This is a genomic window from Streptodolium elevatio (assembly GCF_053592165.1).
Genome location: NZ_JBSFVE010000006.1, coordinates 199,354 through 216,858, shown reverse-complemented (window position 1 = coordinate 216,858; position 17,505 = coordinate 199,354). Strand labels below are relative to the sequence as shown.

Below are 17,505 nucleotides of genomic sequence, written 5' to 3'. Positions count from 1 at the left end.
ACAGCTCAACCAAGCGTTGACCCGGACCATCAAAACCAGCCTGAATTCCGGAATCAAACAACTAAAAGTCCGCTGTGGAACAACCAATGGTTGTGCCTCTAAGATGAGCGGCGTGGATCTCTCAGCAGTGCGCACCTTTGTCGTCGCCGCAGACGCGGGGCAGTTCCAGGAAGCCGCCGTCGCTCTCGCGATCACCCAGCAGGCCGTCTCCAAGCGCATCGCCGCGCTCGAAGACGGCCTCGGGGTACGCCTGTTCACCCGCACACCGCGCGGTGCCCGGCTCACCGTCGACGGACAGGCCTTCCTCCCGCACGCCCGCGCCCTGCTGCTGGCCGAGGAACGCGCCGCCGCATCGGTACGCCCGGGCAGCCGCCCGCTGCGTGTCGACGTGATCGGCCGCCGGACGGCGGCCGCGGGCCTGCTGCGCGACTTCCACCGCACCCACCCCGCCGTCGAACTCGACGTCGTGACGCTCTTCCATGTCGACGAGGCCGTCGACGCCCTGCGCTCCGGTGCCATCGACGCGACCTTCCGCGCCGTCGCCGCCCCGGGACGCCGTCTTCCCGACGACGTCGAGGCCACGCCGGTCCTCGACGAGCCCCTGCAACTCGTCACCGGCCCGGCGCACGAGTTCGCCGGCGCCCGCGTCGTCGCACCCGCGCAGCTCGTCGGCCACCGCATCTGGATCCCCGGCGCGGTGCCGGGCACCGAATGGGCCGCCTATTACGACGAACTCGCCGACACCTTCGAGCTGTCCATCGACGCCGTCGGCCCGGACTTCGGCGTCGAGAGCCTGCTGGACACCGTCGCGGACTCCCCGGTCGTGGCCACCCTCCTCAGCGATCGCACCCCGCTCGTCTGGCCGGCCGGATACGACCTCCGCCGCATCCCGCTCCGCGACCCGAGCCCCGTGTACCCGCACTTCCTCCTGTGGCACACCGCCAACCGCCATCCCGGGCTGGCCGCGCTGCGCGCCCACCTGACCGTCACCCGGCCCCAACTCGTCGAGGGAGAAGCCTGGAAGCCGACCTGGGCACGGACCGCGGGGAGAGCAGGCGGCACCACGGGGTGAGGTCTCGCGCAACGTTCTGAGAGCGTTTGGCGGTCCGCGCGGAGTGGATGGCGGTATTGGCGAGGTGCCCTCTATTGTCAGTCGCCCTCAAGATCACCGACGCCTGGAGAACACGTGCGCCGCCACCTTGTCCAAATAGCCGCGGTCACTGCCCTCCTGACGCTGTCGGCGTGCAGTTCCTCGGGCGATTCGTCAGTCGGCCCCGGCACCCCCGAGCCGGGGGCGAGCGGTCGGACCGGTGCGGCGGACGGTGCGGCGGCGGACGGGCCCGCGTACGAGGGGCCGGATCTGCCCGGGCTGGCGGCCAAGCCCCTGTGGTCCGTCGAGCGCAAGAGCACGACGGACACCAGCACGACGGTGTTCGCCCTCGGGGAGGGAACGGTCGCCATCGCGAACGCCGTCGGCCCCGAGCCGTCCGCCACACCTGCGTACGGCACTTCCTCGGACAGCCTCCGGCAGCAGACGGTGGAGCTGCGCGACGTGGCCACCGGCACGGTGCGCAAGACGCTGAACGTGTACGGCGAGGTCAGCGGCGAGACGTGGCTCGGCAAGCCCGCCGTCATCGTGCGCGGGCAGCAGCCCCGTACCAAGGCCGACGATCCGACCGCCGAGAAGCCGTGGCTGATCGAGGCGTACGACGAGCGGGGCGAACGCCTGGGCGGCGGCGAAGAGCGCCTGAGCATGCACGACTCGATCCTCCAGGACGGCTGGATCCTGGCCCCCGAGGGCGGGAGCAAGGAGGCGCTGAGCGTCCGGCGCGTCGGCGACACCGGCGCGGGACAGCGCATGAACTGCTCGGTCACCGACGCCTGTTCCTATGCCATCGCACGGGGCGAGGTCTATGTCGTGGGCGGCGGTGGTGCCGAATCGAAGGCCATGGCCGCCGGAACGATGTTCAAGTACGAGCGCGCAGGCGACACTTCGCAGACGAACGGCCGCACACTCGTCGCCCTCGACCCCGCCACCGGCGCACGCCGCTGGGCCAGTGACACGCTCGTGCGTCCCGCGGGGGCCGAGCCGACGGGCAACACGTCCGCGGACGGCCCGGAGGTGCTCGGCAGCCTGGCCGGGAAGATCGTCATCTCCTGGGCCGCGGCCGGCTCCGAAGACGGCCGCGTCGTCGGGCTGTACGACCCCGTCACCGGCAAGCCCGCCGGCACCGGCCCGACCAGCCCCGCCGGCGCCCTCTTCGCGGTCGCGGACCCGGAAGGCAAGATCGCCGTCCTCGCCACCGACCGCGACAAGTCCCGGTCCACGGCCTGGGAGACGGCCTCGGGGCAGACGTTGTGGCAGCAGACCCGAGGCGACGACCCCCTCGTACCGGTGAGCATCGTCGGCGGCATCCTGTGGGCTAATTCCGGCAACCCCGTCGCCCTCGACGCGCGCACCGGCAACGTGGTCGCCAAGGAACCGGAGCTGGCCCTCACCGCCGAGGAGTCGGTGCCCACCCCGGTCGGCACCCGGCACGCCTACACGATCGTCGACAGGGCGGTCCACGTCTTCGCGGTCCAGCCCTGACCCCGGCCCCCGCGCGGCCCCACCCGAACGAGCCGGTGCACCGGGGCGGGCCGCCGCCCGGCCTCCTGATGTTCCTCGCGGGCAAACCGTGAGACCAGCCCACCCGGGTTCGTCGCCTCCCCGGGGCGCACGCGCGGGCCGTGCGCGGAAACGTACACAGATGGGTGTCACTCCGGATGGACGCACGATGCGGCACCTCGCAAGACTGTGGCGGGTGGGAACCGACTGAGCCGCCCGGACGGCTCAGTCGGCCGGAGTGCGGTCGGCGTACGGCGGCCGCACCAGGGAGCGCGAGGGAACGTCGTGTCGTTGTTCTGGCGGATCTTCCTTCCCAACGCCGCGGTCCTGGCCCTCGCCGCGCTCCTGCTGCTCGGCCCGGTGACGGTGTCGACGCCCGTGAACCTCGGCGAGGCCGTCGTGATCGGCGCCGGCGCCGCGGTGATGCTGGGCGCCAACGCGGTCGTCCTGCGGATGTCCCTGGCCCCGCTGGAGCGGCTGGCCGCCGCGATGACCGGCGTCGACCCGATGCACCCCGGAGCCCGCATGCAGGTAGCGGGACCGGGTGAAGTCGCGCACCTGATCGGCACCTTCAACACCATGGTCGACCGGCTCGAAACCGAGCGCGCGGCCAGCAGGGCGAACGCCCTCTCCGCCCAGGAAGGCGAGCGCCGCCGGGTCGCCCAGGAACTGCACGACGAGGTCGGGCAGACCCTCACCGCCGTACTGCTGCAGCTCAAGCACACCGCGGACCGGGCCGAGCCGCCGCTGCGCGACGACCTGCGGCTCGCCCAGGAGACCACCCGGACCGGCCTCGACGAGATCCGCCGCATCGCCCGCCGCCTGCGCCCCGGCGTCTTGGAGGAACTCGGCCTGGCCAGCGCCCTGCGTGCGCTGGCCACCGAGATCGGTACGCCCGGCCTGACCGTCCGGCGCGAACTGGCCCCGCACCTGCCGCCGCTGGATCCGCAGACCGAGCTCGTCGTCTACCGCGTCGCGCAGGAAGCCCTCACCAACGTCGCCCGGCACGCCGACGCGGACCGCGCGGTCATCAGCCTGCGGCCCGTCGGCGCCGGTGCCGTCGAACTCGTGGTCGTCGACAACGGCCGGGGCATCGGCTCCGCCGCCGCGGGCACCGGCATCAGCGGCATGCGCGAACGCGCGCTGCTGATCGGGGCCGAACTCGCGGTGGGCCCCGGGGCCGCGGGCGGCACAGAAGTGCACCTGCGGGTACCCGTCCACACCAGGAGCACCACATGACCCGCACCGGCATGACCTCCGCAGGCCCGGATCCCGCTCGCCCGGATCCCACCCGCATCCTGCTCGCGGACGACCATGCGCTGGTACGCCGCGGCGTCCGGCTCATCCTCGACAGCGAACCCGACCTGCACGTCGTCGCCGAGGCCGACAACGGCGCCGAGGCGGTCGCCCGCGCCCGCGCCGGCGACATCGACCTGGCCGTCCTCGACATCGCCATGCCCCGCACCACCGGGCTGCAGGCCGCCCGCGAACTCTCCCGGCTCCGGCCCGACCTGCGGATCCTCTTCCTGACGATGTATGACAACGAGCAGTACTTCTTCGAGGCCCTCAGAGTCGGCGCGAGCGGCTACGTCCTCAAGTCGGTCGCCGACCGCGATCTCGTCGACGCCTGCCACGCCGCGATACGCGACGAGCCCTTCATCTATCCCGGTGCGGTCACCACCCTCGTCCGCGACTACCTCGAACGCGTGCGGCTCGGCGACCCGTTGCCTCCGCGAGCCATCACCGACCGCGAGGAGGAGGTCCTCAAGCTCGTCGCCGAGGGCCACACGTCCAAGGAGATCGCCGACCTGCTCGTCATCAGTGCCAAGACCGTCGAAAGGCACCGCGCCAACATGCTCCAGAAACTCGGCCTCAAGGACCGCCTCGAACTCACCCGCTACGCGATTCGCGCAGGCCTCATCGAACCGTGACCCGTCCCTGCCGCGGTCGGCGCGGCCCGGGCGGGGCCACGCCCGACACCTGCCGTGTGAACCCCGAGGGCAGGGTGCCGAGTCCCGGCATGCCCGCGTCGAGCGCGGAGCCGGCGAAGGGTTCGCCGAAACCGATCGGAGACTGCGTACGCCATGCCCGCTGACCATCTGCCTGCCCACCACGTGTCCGCCGACCACGTGCCTGACGGCGACACCTCCGCCGGGCGTACGCACGGTCCGCGCAGGACCGCGGCGCGGTCGTCCGGCCGTCGGCTGAGCTGGGACGTCGTCCGGGTGGCCGCGGTGTTGTTGGTGATGCTCTTCCACGGGACGTCGCTGGCGGTGGCATGGCACCCCGAGTTGGGTCAGCGGCCGTTCACGTGGGGGTGGCCGGTCGGGGCGAGCACGCTGCTGGTGGTGTCCGGCTACTTCGCCGCGGTCGCGGTGGCGCGGCAGGACGCGTGGCGGTGGTGGCTGGGACGGCTGTTCCGGCTCCTGCCCGCGTTCTGGGCTGCGGTGCTGGTGACCGGCTACCTTCAGCGGACCCTTGCCCGGGACGGGTGGTGGGCCCCGACGTGGTCGGACATCGGTGCGAACCTGCTGATGTTGTGGCAGTGGAAGCCGCAGACCTATCCGTTCGTGGACCTGTCCTATTGGACGCTGCCCGTGCAACTGGCGGCGTTCACCGCCGTGTTGGTGGTGGTCCGGGTGCGGTCGTGGCGCCGTGGGCCGCGTGCCGCGGTGTGGTTGTGGTCCGTGCTCGCGGCGGAGCTCGCGTTGTGGCCGATCCGCACGTACACCGCGTGGGAGCCGTTCCGCATGGTGCACGACGGACTCGGGTGGCACCGCGCCCACTTGTTCGTCGTCGGCGTCGCGGTGTTCCTGGTCGCGACGGGGCGCATCGGCCGCGTGCACGGCGCCGCCCTCACCGCGGCGGGCCTGTTCGAGCAGTGGCTGCAACTGCGCGGTGTTGTCATGACGGTGCTCATCCTGCTCGCCGTCATGGGCGTCCATGTGGCGGCCTGGGGCCCCGACTGGGACAGGGTGCTGCCGAAGTCCGGGCAGCGGGCCGTACGTTGGCTGGCGGGCATCAGCTACGGCGCGTACCTGGCGCACTTCTCACTCGGCATCCTCGCGATGCGCTATCTGTACGAGGCCGGGGCCGGGCCGGTGGTGCAGGTCCTCGGGTTCATCGCCACCGGCATCGTGGTCGGGTGGGTGCTGACAGTCGTGGTGGAGCGCCCGGCGTACCGGGCGTTGTGCCGTCGGCGGGACCGTCGCCGCGACGGCCGAAGGGCGGTCGGGGTCGTGCGGGCAACCCGTGTGGTGCGTACGCCGGCGTCCACCGGCGCGGTGATCGCCGTGGCGTTCTTCGGCGGTGTTCTGGTGGTGGCGGTCATGGACGTCTCGGGTGCGGCGCGGCACACGGCTTGGGCGTTCCTGGCATTGTGCGTGTTCGCCTCCGTGGTGACGTACCGCGCTCCGGCACGTGCTGTTGCCGCCGTCGGCGTCGCGGTGGTGTGCTGGCTGCTGTACAGCGGCTTCGTCGTACCCGAGGTGGGCCATCTCGGATGGGACCCGGCGGCCGACACCCGTCGCCTCGGCCTGCTGCTCGCCGCCGCACTGCTCGGCATCGGCGCACACACACTCGCGCGCCGTCCAGGTGGTCCACTAGCGCGAGGAGCGGAGTGACAGGCTGCTGACGACCGGGGCGGGCCGGAGGTGACCGACATGAGCCGGCGACCGCCGACACGTGTCGGCGGCTACGCTCCGGCGAAGACGATCATCTGGTCGATCCGGTCGCGGCGCAGGTGCACGACGTCGGTGCCCGTGAGTTGTGTGCCGTCCCCGGGCATGCGGTAAAGCCATTGGTAGCGGGCCCATTCGCCGGGTGCGTCGACCTCCGAGCACCGCAGCATGGTCCCCGGCCCGGCCGGATGCCGCCGCATGTCCAGGACGAACCGCTCCAGCAGCTCGCGCCGTGACAGGCCGGCGAGCTTGCGGCCCAGCAGGGGCCGGCCGTCCTCGTGCAGGTACGCACCGCGCGGTTCGCTCGCGAGCGGCTCCTCCCACCCGCGGTAGAGCGCCGTGACGCGCGTGGCGAACCCGACCGCGAAGGCCAGCGGCGCGCTCGCGGTGCGCGGCAGCCCGGCCTGGTCGAGGGCGATCCACACGGCGCCGGTCAGCACCGCGATGCCGACGAACCACTCGCTGCGGACGAACTGCTTGGGCGGTACGCCGCAGGCGACGTCGATGAGGAAGCGGCCCGCGGTGGGCCCGATGACGGCGAGCGCGAGGCAGCCGAGGATCGGCAGGTCGGCGTCGACGTCCTCGTCGGCTTCCAAGGCGAGGTCGTCACCGCGGTCTGGAACCGGATCACAACTCCCGGAGAGTGGAGGACGCTCGCCCTACCGCGGTCGGCCGTGCTCGGCGGATCAGAGGAGGACGGCGATTCGCGGCCAGGAGTAGACGACCTCGTCGGGCGGCGCCTCGCCCGCGAGGGCTCCGCCTTGGGAGGCGTAGAAGCGGCGGGCGGCTTCGTTGGACCCCAGTACCCGGACCGCCAGCGAGCCGAGCCCGTCGGCGGACAGGTCGGCGGCCACGGTTCGCAGCAAGGCGCGGCCGTGGCCACGGCCTTGCCGATCGGGACGGACCGCAAAGGCGTAGATCTCGGCGTCATGGCCGAGCTTCGGGTCCGCGGGGCCGCCCATGATCAGACCGACGACCGTCTCGTCCGGCAGTTGGGCGACTCTGGTGCGGCCGCGGCCGTTCGGACGCCTCGGCAAGGAGGTTGGGGAGCCAGTTGGCAGCCGATTGTTTGCGGGTGACGTCGAAGTCGTCGAACGCGCTGAACGCGGCACAGGTGATCTCGGCCATGACGTCCGCGTCGGCGGGGAGGGCGTACCGGATCGGCATGTGCGGAGACCACGCGGAGACTCCGGTGGTGGCGGTCGGTGAGGGAGCGTGTTGCTGCTGAACGGGCGTGTGCAGCAGGCGACTTCGCGTGACGCGCGTACGTCAGCTCTTGACGGCATCCGCAATCTGTGCGGCAGCTTGTGCGGGGGTGAGGTGAGTCGTGTCGACGACCTCGGCCTCGGCGTGCAGCCACGTGCGGGCCGCCTCGGCGTACGGTTCGAGGTACTTGAAGCGGAACTCGGACGGGCCCATGACGGTGTCGCCCTGAATGCGCCCGCGCAGCGTGTCCTGGTCGGCGTGGAGTACGAAGTGCCGTACCGGGATGTCATGTCGGGCCAGGCCCGCGCTGATCTCGCGCCAATACTGCTCGACAAGGACGGTCATGGGGATCACCAGAATGCCGCCGGTGTAGTCGAGTACGCGGTGGGCGGTCTCGACCACGAGCGTGCGCCACGGCGGCCAGTGCTGGAAGTTGTCCGTCTCGGGCAACCCTGGCGTGATGTCCATGAGTGTCTCGCCGACCTTCTCGGCGTCGAACACGCGGGAATCCGGGATCAGCGGTTGCACGAGCCCGCTCGTCGTCGTCTTGCCTGCGCCATGGGTGCCGTTCAGCCACACGATCATGGACAACGACGGTAATGCGGTACGCGCTCTGCCGCTGGTCCCGACGTACACCGCGCCCGACTCCCCGCTTGCGTGCCCACCGAAATCGTGTGGGCCGCAAAGGCGGCACCGCTTACGTACCACAGTTCGTGTTGTGCACCGGAGCCCTTCGGTGGGCGGCAAATGGTGCGCGAAAGCCGTAGTTTCCCGTCTTTCCCGCTGCCTAGCATGCTGAGTATTCGGTCCGGAACCCGACGGGGCGTCGAGGCAGGAGACGCCCCGTCGAACACCGCTGCGCGCTTCAGGAGCGTCGGCGCATCGGTGCTCCACACGATGCCGTCCTCGGCTGGTCCGAAGCCGCACGTCCGTCCCGACAGCCGTCTCAAAGGGCACGTTCATGACCGCCATACCCGCTGTTCCCCCGTCACCTGGCGCACGTACGGCGTCCGCCCACCGGCGCCGCGGTGTTCTCCGCGCCGTGGTCGCGGTCGTCATCGCGAGCACGGCAGTCGCCGCCTGTGACAGCGGCGGTTCCGCCGGCGCGAAGAACTCCGAGGCTCCGAACCGCGGGTCGGCACCCTCGTCCGAGGCGTCCCCGTCCCCCAAGCCGAAGGCGGCGCTGCTGCCACCGCACGTGGTCCCCGCCTGGAACTCCCCGCCGGAAAACGAGTCCCGGACCGGGAACGCCGGCGCCAACGGCAACAAGGGCCAAGACGTCCCCCGCGACGACGCGTTGGGCACATGGCAGGTCGGTTCCACGCTGTTCGTCGGCCGCGGAACGGCGATGAAGATGTTCGACATGCAGACCGGGAAGGAACTCGGCAGCGTCGCGCCGCCCGGCCGCGGCATGAAGCCCTGCGCGATGACCGAAGCGGTCAACAAAGACGGTATCGGCGCCATCGCCTGGACCGTCTACGACGACGGGTCCAGCGACGGCGCCTGCAAGAAGCTCTCCTTCGTCGACGCGCGGAACGGCGGAAAGGTCCTGCGGACCACCGAGTTCGCCGGGAAGAAGCGCAAGGACGGCAGCCCCTGGTTCTACTACGAGTCGAGGATCGGGTTCGTCGGCGAGGACATCGTCGCCGCGCTGACGCCGACCTCGGTGGTCGCGTTCCGCGTGGACGACGGCAGCACCGCGTGGACCTGGGAGAACCGTTCCAAGGACCCCTCGGTCTTCCCGAACACCGTGCAGATCGCCCCGGTCGTCAACACCGCCATGAAGACAGGGCCCGATGTCGTCGCGGTGATCAGCGACGCAAGCCAGTCCGGCGGCGGGTACGACCTCGAACTCGTCACCCTGGACGCCGCCGGCCGTCAGATCGGCGCGCAGCCGACCCCGTTCGAGGGTCCCGTGCCCGACACCAACGCCGAGATCGTCTCCGCGGCACCGATCACCGTCATGTTCGCGCCGGACCTCGGCGACGAGCTTCCTCCGCAACTGCTCCGCTTCGACCGGGACGGCACCCAGGTTGCCTCGTTCCCGCTCGCGGCGCAGCAAGGCCCTGTCGACTACCAGGGTTCGCGTACCCTCCACGGCCAAGTGCTGCTCCCGTACCGCGTCTCCGGTGACACCCTGTACGGCATGACCAGGCGTGACCCCTTCAGCAGCGAAGGCCGGCCGGGCGTCGTGGCCTTCGATCTGTCCAGCGGCGAACTGCGCTGGGAGGTCCCGAGCGCCGACATGGACAAACTGGTCCTGGTCGAGGCGGACAAGGACGGCCTCGTGGCGGTCAACGCCTCCTACGACCGCGTCCGAGTGGAGTCCTACGCCGCCGCCGACGGCCAGGTCACAGTGCTCAGCGAGGCGTCGCCCTTGAACATGCAGTTCCCGGTTTCCACCGACTCGATCATCACCATCGCCGACGGCCGCATGCTCGTCACCAGGATCACCCCGATCGGTTACGGCACCCAGGCATTCGCCGCCCCCTGACACCCCCTGGCGCCCGCGCCGCCTTCCGTGCTCGGCAAGGGACAATCAGGCAGCCGAAAGTGCGACCTCGGTCGACTTGATCAGCGCGGTCACCGTCGAGCCCGCGGCCAGGCCGAGGTCCGTCACGGCGTCCTTGGTGATCGACGCGGTCAACTCGCCGCCTTCGACGGCCACCCTGACCGCGGCCATGGCGCCGCCGGTGACGACGTCGGTGACGGTGCCGAGGATCTGGTTGCGGATCGACAGCCCCCCGACCGGCCCGGTGGCCAGCGAGACCTCGGTGGACTTCACGAGAACGGTGACCGCGGACCCGTCCGCGAGACCGAGGTCTCTGACCGCCTCGAGCGTGATCACGGCCGTAACCTCCTGGCCCCCGACCAGGCGTACCTTCACGGCCGCCATGACCTCGCCCGGAGTGACCGCGGTGACGGTGCCGGCGATCTGATTGCGGATGCTCAGGCTCATGTGGGAACGCCTCACGGTCGATCGAAACGGTCGGCAGGCCGCCTGGCCACACCGAAACCCACGCTAATGCGGACCAGTCACCCCCGCACGTGCCACCCCGACAGCATCACCCACTCGGCGCCCTCCCCGCCCACCCCCACAAGACAAGCCCAAGCCGGCCCCCTCGTCCCACGGGGCGTCACTTCGCCGTCCACGACCGCACAACACACCAACTACCCCACCCAGCAAACCCATTGGCCACAACCCAACCAACCCCATCCCCCACACACCTACAGCGAACGCCGCACACCAAACTCACGCTCTGAGCCTTGAGCTTGTTCCGCTTTGACAGACGCCGTCGTTGTGGCAGTCAGGCCGCGATTGCGACTCCGTATTCGACGGGTGTGCGGTAGCCGAGGCTGCTGTCTCGATGTACTCGGCGAGGTCGGTGCGGGCTGTGGCCCTGTTGGGCCAGGGCGGCCGGTGTCGAGGTCGTTCTCGAGGGTGGCGACGAACGACTCGGCGAGTGCGTTGTCCCAGCACCGACCGGTGCGGCCAACCGAGAATCGGACCCCGAACTCGGCTGCGAGCGCACCGAATTCACGACCGGTGTATTGGCAGCAGCCCGGCGGTGGTCGGCGCCGTGATGATCCACCACGGGGCGTCGCCGTCGACTCCGGCGGCGCCGCCTTCGGTCGGGGGGCGGCGCCGCCGGGTGGGGAGGGCGGGGTCAAGGGGTGACGATGGGGAAGTCCGGGTTGGGGGTGTCGAGCAATGCGTTGAGTCGGGCGAGTACCTGCGGGTCGCCGTCGACCTGCACGCCGTCGAGGCCCTTGCCGGCCAGGACGCCGAGGAGTTGCGGCTTGGTGAGCGTCAGGGCGAGGTCGGCCTTCCCGCCGTTGCCGGAGCCGTTCTTGGTGCTGTCGCGGTAGGTCAGGGCGCCGTTGGACAGGGCGATGTGCCAGGTGCGGCCCTCGTCCGTCAGATGCCAGTCCATGGTGAGTTTCTCGTCCCACGCGCGCGGGCCGTCGACGCGGATGGCGAGGGAGTCGATGAGCATGTCGACGGTCAGCGCCATCGCCATCTCGGGGTTGGTGGTCTTGATCGAGGTGTGCGCGATGTGGCCGCGTAGCTCTTGGGCGCCCATCAGGTAGAAGTTGCGCCAGGTGCCGTTCTCCGCGCCGTGCCCCAGCTTCTCGAACACGGACGCGAGGGCTTCCTTGGTCGCGGTGTTGGTCGGGTCGGCGAACACCGCGTGGCCCAGCAGGGTGGCGGCGAACCGCAGGTCGCCGGCGTCGGCGTACTCCTTGCCCTTGGCGGTCAGCGCGTGGACGCCGCCGTAGTCGGCGGCGAACCGCTTGGCCTGCTCGACTGGCGGGTGCTCCCACAGGTGCGCGGGGTTGCCGTCGTACCAGCCCATGTAGCGCTGGTAGATCGCCTTCACGTTGTGCGACAGCGAGCCGTAGTAGCCGCGGTTGGCCCAGCGGTTCGCGACCGCGGGCGGCAGTTCGAGCTGCTCGGCGATCTCGATGCCCGTCAGGCCCTTGTTCGTCAGCCGCAGGGTCTGGTCGTGCAGGTACGCCCACATGTCCCGCTGTCCGGCCAGGTGCTCCACGATCCGGGCCTTGCCCCAGGTCGGCCAGTGGTGGGAGGCGAAGGCGACGTCGGCCTGGTCGCCGAACAGGGCGATCGTCTCGTTCAGGTAGTGCGCCCAGATCCGGGTGTCACGCACGACCGCGCCGCGCAGGGTCAGGATGTTGTGCATGTTGTGGGTGGCGTTCTCTGCCATGCACAGCGCCCGTCGGTCGGGGAAGTAGAAGTTCATCTCCGAGGGCGCCTCGGTGTCCGGCGTCATCTGGAAGACGATCCGCACCCCGTCGACGGTCTCCTCCTGACCGGTGTGGGTGATGTCGACCGTGGGCGGGATCAGCGTGATCGTGCCGGTCGAGGTGGTCATGCCCAGCCCCGCGCCGATCTGCCCGGCGGGCCCCTTGGTCAGCTCGGCGCCGTACATGTACACCGCCCGGCGCGTCATCGCACCGCCCGCGTACACGTTTTCCGCCACCGCGTGTTCCAGGAACCCTGCCGGGGCGATCACCGGCACCGGCGCGTGCCCGTGCGGCACCACCCCGCGCGCGCCGCCGAAGTGGTCGCCGTGCGAATGGGTGTAGATCAGCCCGGTCACCGGCCGGTCCCCGCGGTGCTCCCGGTACAGCGCGAGCGCCGCCGCCGCGCACTCCGCCGAGATCAGCGGGTCGATGACGATCACGCCGGTGTCGCCCTCGACCAGCGTCATGTTCGACAGGTCCAGGTTCCGCACCTGGTAGATCCCGTCGGTAACCGCGTACAGGCCCTGCTTGTTGCACAGTTGGCTCTGCCGCCACAGTGACGGGTGCGCGGTGTCCGGGCAATCCGTGTCCAGGAACGCGTACGCCTCCCCGTCCCAGATCACCCGCCCGTCCTCGGACCGGATCACCGCGGGCGACAACGCCGCGACGAACCCCCGCTCGGCATCGTCGAAGTCGGCCCGGTCCGCGAAATCCAGTGCAGTCATGCACACCGAATAACCCGACAATCATTAACTTAATCAACGAATCAGACAAATCTGGCAATGGTCGCCGGGCGGTGGCCAGTGGGCGGGGGCTGGCGTCGGCTGGATCACGCGCGCGGGGGTGCGAGTGGTCTGGGCGTGGAGGTCGGGAACGAGCCGGCGCCGGTTGACGTGGCGGCGGCGGGCGGTCTCGGGTTCCAGGTGCAACCGGGTGGCGATGACGGGCCAGGTGTCGCCGCGTTCACGGTCGTGGGTGACCGCGGTGGCGGTGAGGGAGTCCAGGAGCGCGGCGAGGGCGGGGATGTGTGCGGTGAGTGCTTCGGGGCCGGCCGCGCGGCTGCCTGGGCGGCGGCCAGGAGTTCGGCTGTCTGGCGGAAGCGTTGTGCGAGGGCGAGGTACTGCTCGTCGTCGAGGGCGGGGCGGCGGCGGTCGCGGTGGCGTGCCTGGCGGCAGGCGGCCGAGCAGTGCAGCTGCGCGGGCACGGCCTGGGTGGGCAGGGGCCGTCCGCAGCGCGGGTTGGCTCGACTGGATGAACGGCAGGCCCGCCGCGGTGGTGTAGACGTTCACCGCGAGGTTCTCCAGCGACGCGGCGGTCTGCAACGCCATCACGTCGTCCGCGACACTCGCCGCCGCCGCGCGGTTGGTCCGCAGCAGCACCGCGCCCGCGGAGGCGCCGCCGAGGAATGCCGGACGCCACCAACGGTGCGTCCTGGACTGTTCTTCGGCCGTTGCGTCGGCGTGTTCGTCGAGTGAGGCGCGGGTGATGCGGGTCGCGTCGCTGTGGAGGTCCTCGGACTGCTCGGTGGGTTCCGCCAACAGCCGGGTGTCGATGGGCTCAGCCACCACGGCTCCCTTTCGTTCCGCCCGCCGGATGCGGGCCGGTACTTGGGCTTCGCTCCCGCTTCCGGGGCGGATTGGCGCGTATCCCAAACGATCGGCATTCACCCGTGCGAGTGGCGAAGGCACGTACCTCACGCGCCACCCGCCCGATCGGGGCGGGATGGCCCGGCATCTGACGAAGCGCCACCGGAGCCGCGGGAACGCTCGATGTGGGGGTGCGGGGAGTCGGGGCCGCCGGACGGTGGACGAGCGCGGGTGACAGGCGTGTTGCCCATCGGCTGTCAGCGGCCGCGGCCGGGAGCGCGGGCCGGTGCTGGGTGGAGGTCGCTCGAAGAGGTGGCGTGGGGCCGCCTGTTCGCAGATGCCGGGAGGTCGCGGCGGCCGTTACGGGGTCCGCGATGAGCAGCAGCGTCTCCTCCAGGGGCCACAACCTGGTGGCCCGCAGGCGACGCGGTGGTGGCGCGTCGCGCTGCCGTTCGGCCGCATCGTCCCCCCGGGGAATTCTTTTTTGTCCGCTTACGGTCGATTCGTGGTCCGGTGCGACCGGGCCCTTGACTCTTTGGAGAGACCATGCGGAAAACAGTGATCGCTGCGGCTTGACGCGGACAACTGACCGGGACAACTGACCCGGGCTGCGACGCACAGCGAACGGCCGGGGCCGGCGCCATCGAAGGCGCCGGCCCCGGCTTTCGAACGTCCCCGCACGATCGTGCCGACGGCGTCCCGCAGGTGTAGCCCAGGGGAGCGGAAGCGAAGACCCCGAACCGGTACGGCCATTCGTGGGGTTCCCCGGTGCCCACCCGGCAGGACAGCGCCGGCACTTGCCGGCCCCGCGGCCGCGAGCCGAACGAGCCCGCCGGTTCGCAGCTTGCCCCAGGACCGCGGCGGAGCGCCCCTACCAACCGCTGCCGTGGTTGCCGCCCTGGCTCCCGCCGCCGTGGCCGGGGTTCGCCTCCGGCTTGCCGCCCGGCTTGTGTCCCGGCTTCGCACCCGGCTTGTGGCCCGGGTTCTGGGCCGGCTTGCCACCCGGGTCCGCGCACGGCTCCTCAGCCGGCTTGTGACCCGGCTTGTCACTCGGCGCGTGACCCGGCTTGTGACCCGGCTTGTCACTCGGCGCGTGACCCGGCTTGTGACCCGGCTTGTCACTCGGCGCGTGACCCGGCTTGTCACTCGGCTTGTGTCCCGGTGTGTGACCCGGCTTGTCACTCGGCTTGTGTCCCGGTGTGTGACCCGGCTTGTCGCCCGGGTGGTGGGCCGGTTTGTCGCTTGGGCAACCGCACGGCTCGGCCGGCTTGTGGCCCGGCTTGTCGTTCTGGTGGTGCGCCGGGTTCATGCCCGGGTATCCGGCGGGCTTGTGCTGGGAGCCGCCGTCGACGTTCGCGCAGAAGTTGCCGAACGCCGGGTTGAGGACGCTGATGACGCCGATCGAGTTACCGCACACGTTGATCGGCACGTGCACCGGGATCTGGATCAGGTTGCCGGACAGGACACCCGGCGAACCGACGGCCGCACCGTCGGCGCCGGAACCGGCGAACGCGGCGCCGGCACCACCCACCACCAGCGCGGCCCCGGTGACCGCGACGACGGATGCCCGCTTCAAAATCTTCAAGAGATACTCCGTGTTTTTCCCAGACTTGCGGCACGGGCGATCCGCGACGCGTCGCTGCGCGGGTCCAACCACAACTAGGTCGATCCGCCGGCAGCCGGGCGGGAACGGACTCGCCCCACCTCCGTCACTCCTGTCCCGCCACCCCCGGGATATGGCGGCCATACGGGTAGTGGCGTCGCGCGATCGGGTGTGTCTGCCCCACCGGCGATGACCGACCAGTCCGCGGTGTCCGTGGGCGCGTCGCCGCGGGGGAGCACCACGCCCACAGCGCTCCCGTCGGAGGCTGGCGAGCGCTCGGGATGGCCTGGTGCATTCGGGTCGACGGCGGCGACGGGGGCCACCACGGTGGCCAAGTCGTACCGGCTGCTGAAGGCGATCATGCAAACGGCGTTCGAGGAAGACGAGTTGATTCCACGCAATCCGTGCCGGATCAAGGGTGCGGGAAAGGAGTCGGCTCCGGAGCGGCCGATTGCGACGGTGGCCCAGGTCGACGCGATGGCGGATGCGATGGGTCCGCGGTGGCGGCTGCTGGTGTTCTTCGCGGCGTACTGCTCGCTGCGTCCCGAAGAGCAGGCGGAGTTGCGGCGTGAGGACGTCGACGTCGAGGCGCGGTCGCTGTCGATCACGCAGGCGTCGCCGGAACTGACTACCGGGCGGCGGGTGACTGGCGATTCGAAGTCGGCGGTGGGCAAGAAGGACGGTGTTCTATCCGGAGTTCCTGGATGCCGACGTACAGCGGCATCTGGAGTTCTATGTAGAGGAGTCGCAAGACAGCTTGCTGTTCGTGGGGGAGCGCGGTGGCGCGTTTCGGCGGTCGACGTTCGGGCGGAAGTGGCGGAGGGCTCGGACGGCGGTCGGGCTGCCTGGGCACTTTCACTTCTACGATGTGCGGCACACGGGCAACACGCCGGCGACTCAGGCCGGGCGACGTTGAAGGACGTCATGGTGCGGTCGGGGCAGTCGACCGAGAAGGCCGCGCTGATCTATCAGCACTCGACGGATGAGCAGCAACAGCGGGTCGCCGAACAGCTCGACCGAAAGGTGCGGACGGACCGGGAGCGTGCGGCCGGCGGGGGCAAGGGGGCGGCACGGCGGGGGAGGCGCAGGGGAGCCGCCAACCGTCCGAAGGGCGGGGCTTCTGGCACGGATCTGGCACGTGACGACTGAAAGGTCTAGACAACAACGAAGGCCCGGGTCCGTGACCTGGGCCTTTGCTTTGGAGCGGGCGACGAGAATCGAACTCGCGCTCTGAGCTTGGGAAGCTCATGTTCTACCATTAAACTACGCCCGCGTTGCGGCCCTGGTGGGGGTCGCGGGTCACACTGTACCTGATTCGGTTGGCGGGGTGCAGGCGTGTTTTGGGGTGGGGGGCGGGCCGGGGTGGTGCCGTTTGGGTGTATCCCGGGGGCAGCGACTACCCTCTGTCTGTGCTGCTTTCGGACAAGGACATTCGCGCGGAGATCGACGCCGGTCGGGTTGGCATCGACCCGTTTCAGTCGGAGATGGTGCAGCCGTCCAGTGTGGATGTCCGACTTGATCGGTTTTTTCGGGTCTTTGAGAACCATCGATACCCGCACATCGATCCTGCGGTGGAGCAGCCTGATCTGACCCGGCTCATCGAGCCGGAGGGGGACGAGCCGTTCATTCTGCATCCGGGCGAGTTCGTGTTGGCGTCGACGTACGAGGTCATCACGCTGCCGGATGACGTGGCTAGTCGGCTCGAGGGCAAAAGTTCGCTCGGGCGGTTGGGGTTGCTGACGCACTCGACCGCCGGGTTCATCGATCCGGGGTTCTCGGGGCACGTGACCCTGGAGTTGTCGAACGTGGCGACGCTGCCGATCAAGTTGTGGCCGGGGATGAAGATCGGGCAGCTGTGCCTGTTCCGGTTGTCGTCGCCCGCCGAGTTTCCGTACGGGTCGTCGGTGTACGGCTCGCGGTACCAGGGGCAGCGGGGGCCGACGGCCTCGCGCTCGTTCCAGAGTTTCCACCGTACGAAGATCTGACGGTGCCGGCCTGGGGTCGGCAGGTGCAGAAGTCAGGACAGCGGCGCGCGGCGCCGCCCGAACACGTAGG

At 70.4% G+C, this 17,505-nt stretch carries 13 protein-coding genes, 1 tRNA gene and 2 pseudogenes; 8 read left to right on the top strand and 8 right to left on the bottom strand.

The genetic code is table 11. The features are described from left to right. Positions 1–112: 112 nt before the first annotated feature. From ACWD12_RS14335 to ACWD12_RS14315, 5 genes are all read left to right on the top strand, one after another. Positions 113–1,072, top strand: a complete 960-nt coding sequence (locus ACWD12_RS14335) for a LysR family transcriptional regulator (protein WP_450099800.1) — start codon at positions 113–115, stop codon at positions 1,070–1,072. A gap of 114 nt (positions 1,073–1,186) precedes the next feature. Further along, a complete protein-coding gene (locus ACWD12_RS14330; RefSeq protein ID WP_450099799.1) occupies positions 1,187–2,590 on the top strand; it encodes a hypothetical protein in 1,404 nt (467 codons plus the stop codon). A 303-nt stretch (positions 2,591–2,893) separates the two neighbouring features. Next, positions 2,894–3,847 (top strand): HAMP domain-containing sensor histidine kinase, encoded by a 954-nt coding sequence (locus ACWD12_RS14325; RefSeq protein ID WP_450099798.1) that lies wholly within the window; start codon positions 2,894–2,896, stop codon positions 3,845–3,847. Further along, positions 3,844–4,539: a response regulator gene (locus ACWD12_RS14320; RefSeq protein ID WP_450099797.1), complete on the top strand. Its 696-nt coding sequence runs from the start codon at positions 3,844–3,846 to the stop codon at positions 4,537–4,539. The genes ACWD12_RS14325 and ACWD12_RS14320 overlap by 4 nt, the downstream gene beginning before the upstream one ends. Before the next feature lie 153 nt (positions 4,540–4,692). Then, positions 4,693–6,231, top strand: coding sequence for an acyltransferase family protein (locus ACWD12_RS14315; RefSeq protein WP_450099796.1), 1,539 nt, complete (start codon positions 4,693–4,695; stop codon positions 6,229–6,231). 71 nt (positions 6,232–6,302) lie between these two features. Here the strand turns inward: ACWD12_RS14315 and ACWD12_RS14310 are convergent. From ACWD12_RS14310 to ACWD12_RS14300, 3 genes and pseudogenes are all read right to left on the bottom strand, one after another. Further along, positions 6,303–6,509: pseudogene (locus ACWD12_RS14310) on the bottom strand (nuclear transport factor 2 family protein); the annotation flags it as partial. 465 nt (positions 6,510–6,974) lie between these two features. Further along, a complete protein-coding gene (locus tag ACWD12_RS14305) occupies positions 6,975–7,325 on the bottom strand; it encodes a GNAT family N-acetyltransferase (protein ID WP_450099795.1) in 351 nt (116 codons plus the stop codon). A gap of 232 nt (positions 7,326–7,557) precedes the next feature. Beyond that, positions 7,558–8,079: an ATP-binding protein gene (locus ACWD12_RS14300; protein ID WP_450099794.1), complete on the bottom strand. Its 522-nt coding sequence runs from the start codon at positions 8,077–8,079 to the stop codon at positions 7,558–7,560. A gap of 376 nt (positions 8,080–8,455) precedes the next feature. Between ACWD12_RS14300 and ACWD12_RS14295 the strand changes: the two genes are divergently transcribed. After that, complete coding sequence (locus ACWD12_RS14295) at positions 8,456–9,988, top strand: hypothetical protein (protein WP_450099793.1); 1,533 nt, start codon at positions 8,456–8,458, stop codon at positions 9,986–9,988. 45 nt (positions 9,989–10,033) lie between these two features. Here the strand turns inward: ACWD12_RS14295 and ACWD12_RS14290 are convergent, their stop codons facing one another. From ACWD12_RS14290 to ACWD12_RS14275, 4 genes are all read right to left on the bottom strand, one after another. Then, positions 10,034–10,453: a TOBE domain-containing protein gene (locus ACWD12_RS14290; RefSeq protein ID WP_450099792.1), complete on the bottom strand. Its 420-nt coding sequence runs from the start codon at positions 10,451–10,453 to the stop codon at positions 10,034–10,036. 709 nt (positions 10,454–11,162) lie between these two features. After that, complete coding sequence (locus ACWD12_RS14285; protein ID WP_450099791.1) at positions 11,163–12,986, bottom strand: alkyl/aryl-sulfatase; 1,824 nt, start codon at positions 12,984–12,986, stop codon at positions 11,163–11,165. Between the two features lie 33 nt (positions 12,987–13,019). Continuing rightward, positions 13,020–13,826, bottom strand: a complete 807-nt coding sequence (locus ACWD12_RS14280; protein WP_450099790.1) for a hypothetical protein — start codon at positions 13,824–13,826, stop codon at positions 13,020–13,022. Between the two features lie 892 nt (positions 13,827–14,718). Continuing rightward, the gene (locus ACWD12_RS14275; RefSeq protein WP_450099789.1) at positions 14,719–15,432 is read right to left on the bottom strand and encodes a chaplin family protein; all 714 of its coding nucleotides are present in this window, start codon (positions 15,430–15,432) and stop codon (positions 14,719–14,721) included. 327 nt (positions 15,433–15,759) lie between these two features. On the opposite strand from ACWD12_RS14275, the pseudogene ACWD12_RS14270 reads away from it, so the two are divergent. Further along, a pseudogene (locus tag ACWD12_RS14270) lies at positions 15,760–16,599 on the top strand (tyrosine-type recombinase/integrase); the annotation flags it as partial. Between the two features lie 50 nt (positions 16,600–16,649). On the opposite strand, the gene ACWD12_RS14265 reads toward ACWD12_RS14270, so the two are convergent. Further along, positions 16,650–16,723, bottom strand: a tRNA-Gly gene (locus ACWD12_RS14265). A gap of 136 nt (positions 16,724–16,859) precedes the next feature. Here ACWD12_RS14265 and dcd point away from each other — a divergent pair. Continuing rightward, positions 16,860–17,435 (top strand): dCTP deaminase, encoded by a 576-nt coding sequence (dcd, locus tag ACWD12_RS14260; RefSeq protein ID WP_450099788.1) that lies wholly within the window; start codon positions 16,860–16,862, stop codon positions 17,433–17,435. The last annotated feature ends 70 nt before the right edge of the window (positions 17,436–17,505 follow it).

Bases quoted from the DNA above. Each gene is read 5' to 3' on its own strand.
- ACWD12_RS14320 (WP_450099797.1), top strand. From the start codon at position 3,844: ATGACCCGCACCGGCATGACCTCCGCAGGCCCGGATCCCGCTCGCCCG.
- ACWD12_RS14315 (WP_450099796.1), top strand. From the start codon at position 4,693: ATGCCCGCTGACCATCTGCCTGCCCACCACGTGTCCGCCGACCACGTG.
- ACWD12_RS14300 (WP_450099794.1), bottom strand. From the start codon at position 8,079: ATGATCGTGTGGCTGAACGGCACCCATGGCGCAGGCAAGACGACGACG.
- ACWD12_RS14295 (WP_450099793.1), top strand. From the start codon at position 8,456: ATGACCGCCATACCCGCTGTTCCCCCGTCACCTGGCGCACGTACGGCG.
- ACWD12_RS14290 (WP_450099792.1), bottom strand. From the start codon at position 10,453: ATGAGCCTGAGCATCCGCAATCAGATCGCCGGCACCGTCACCGCGGTC.
- ACWD12_RS14285 (WP_450099791.1), bottom strand. From the start codon at position 12,986: ATGACTGCACTGGATTTCGCGGACCGGGCCGACTTCGACGATGCCGAG.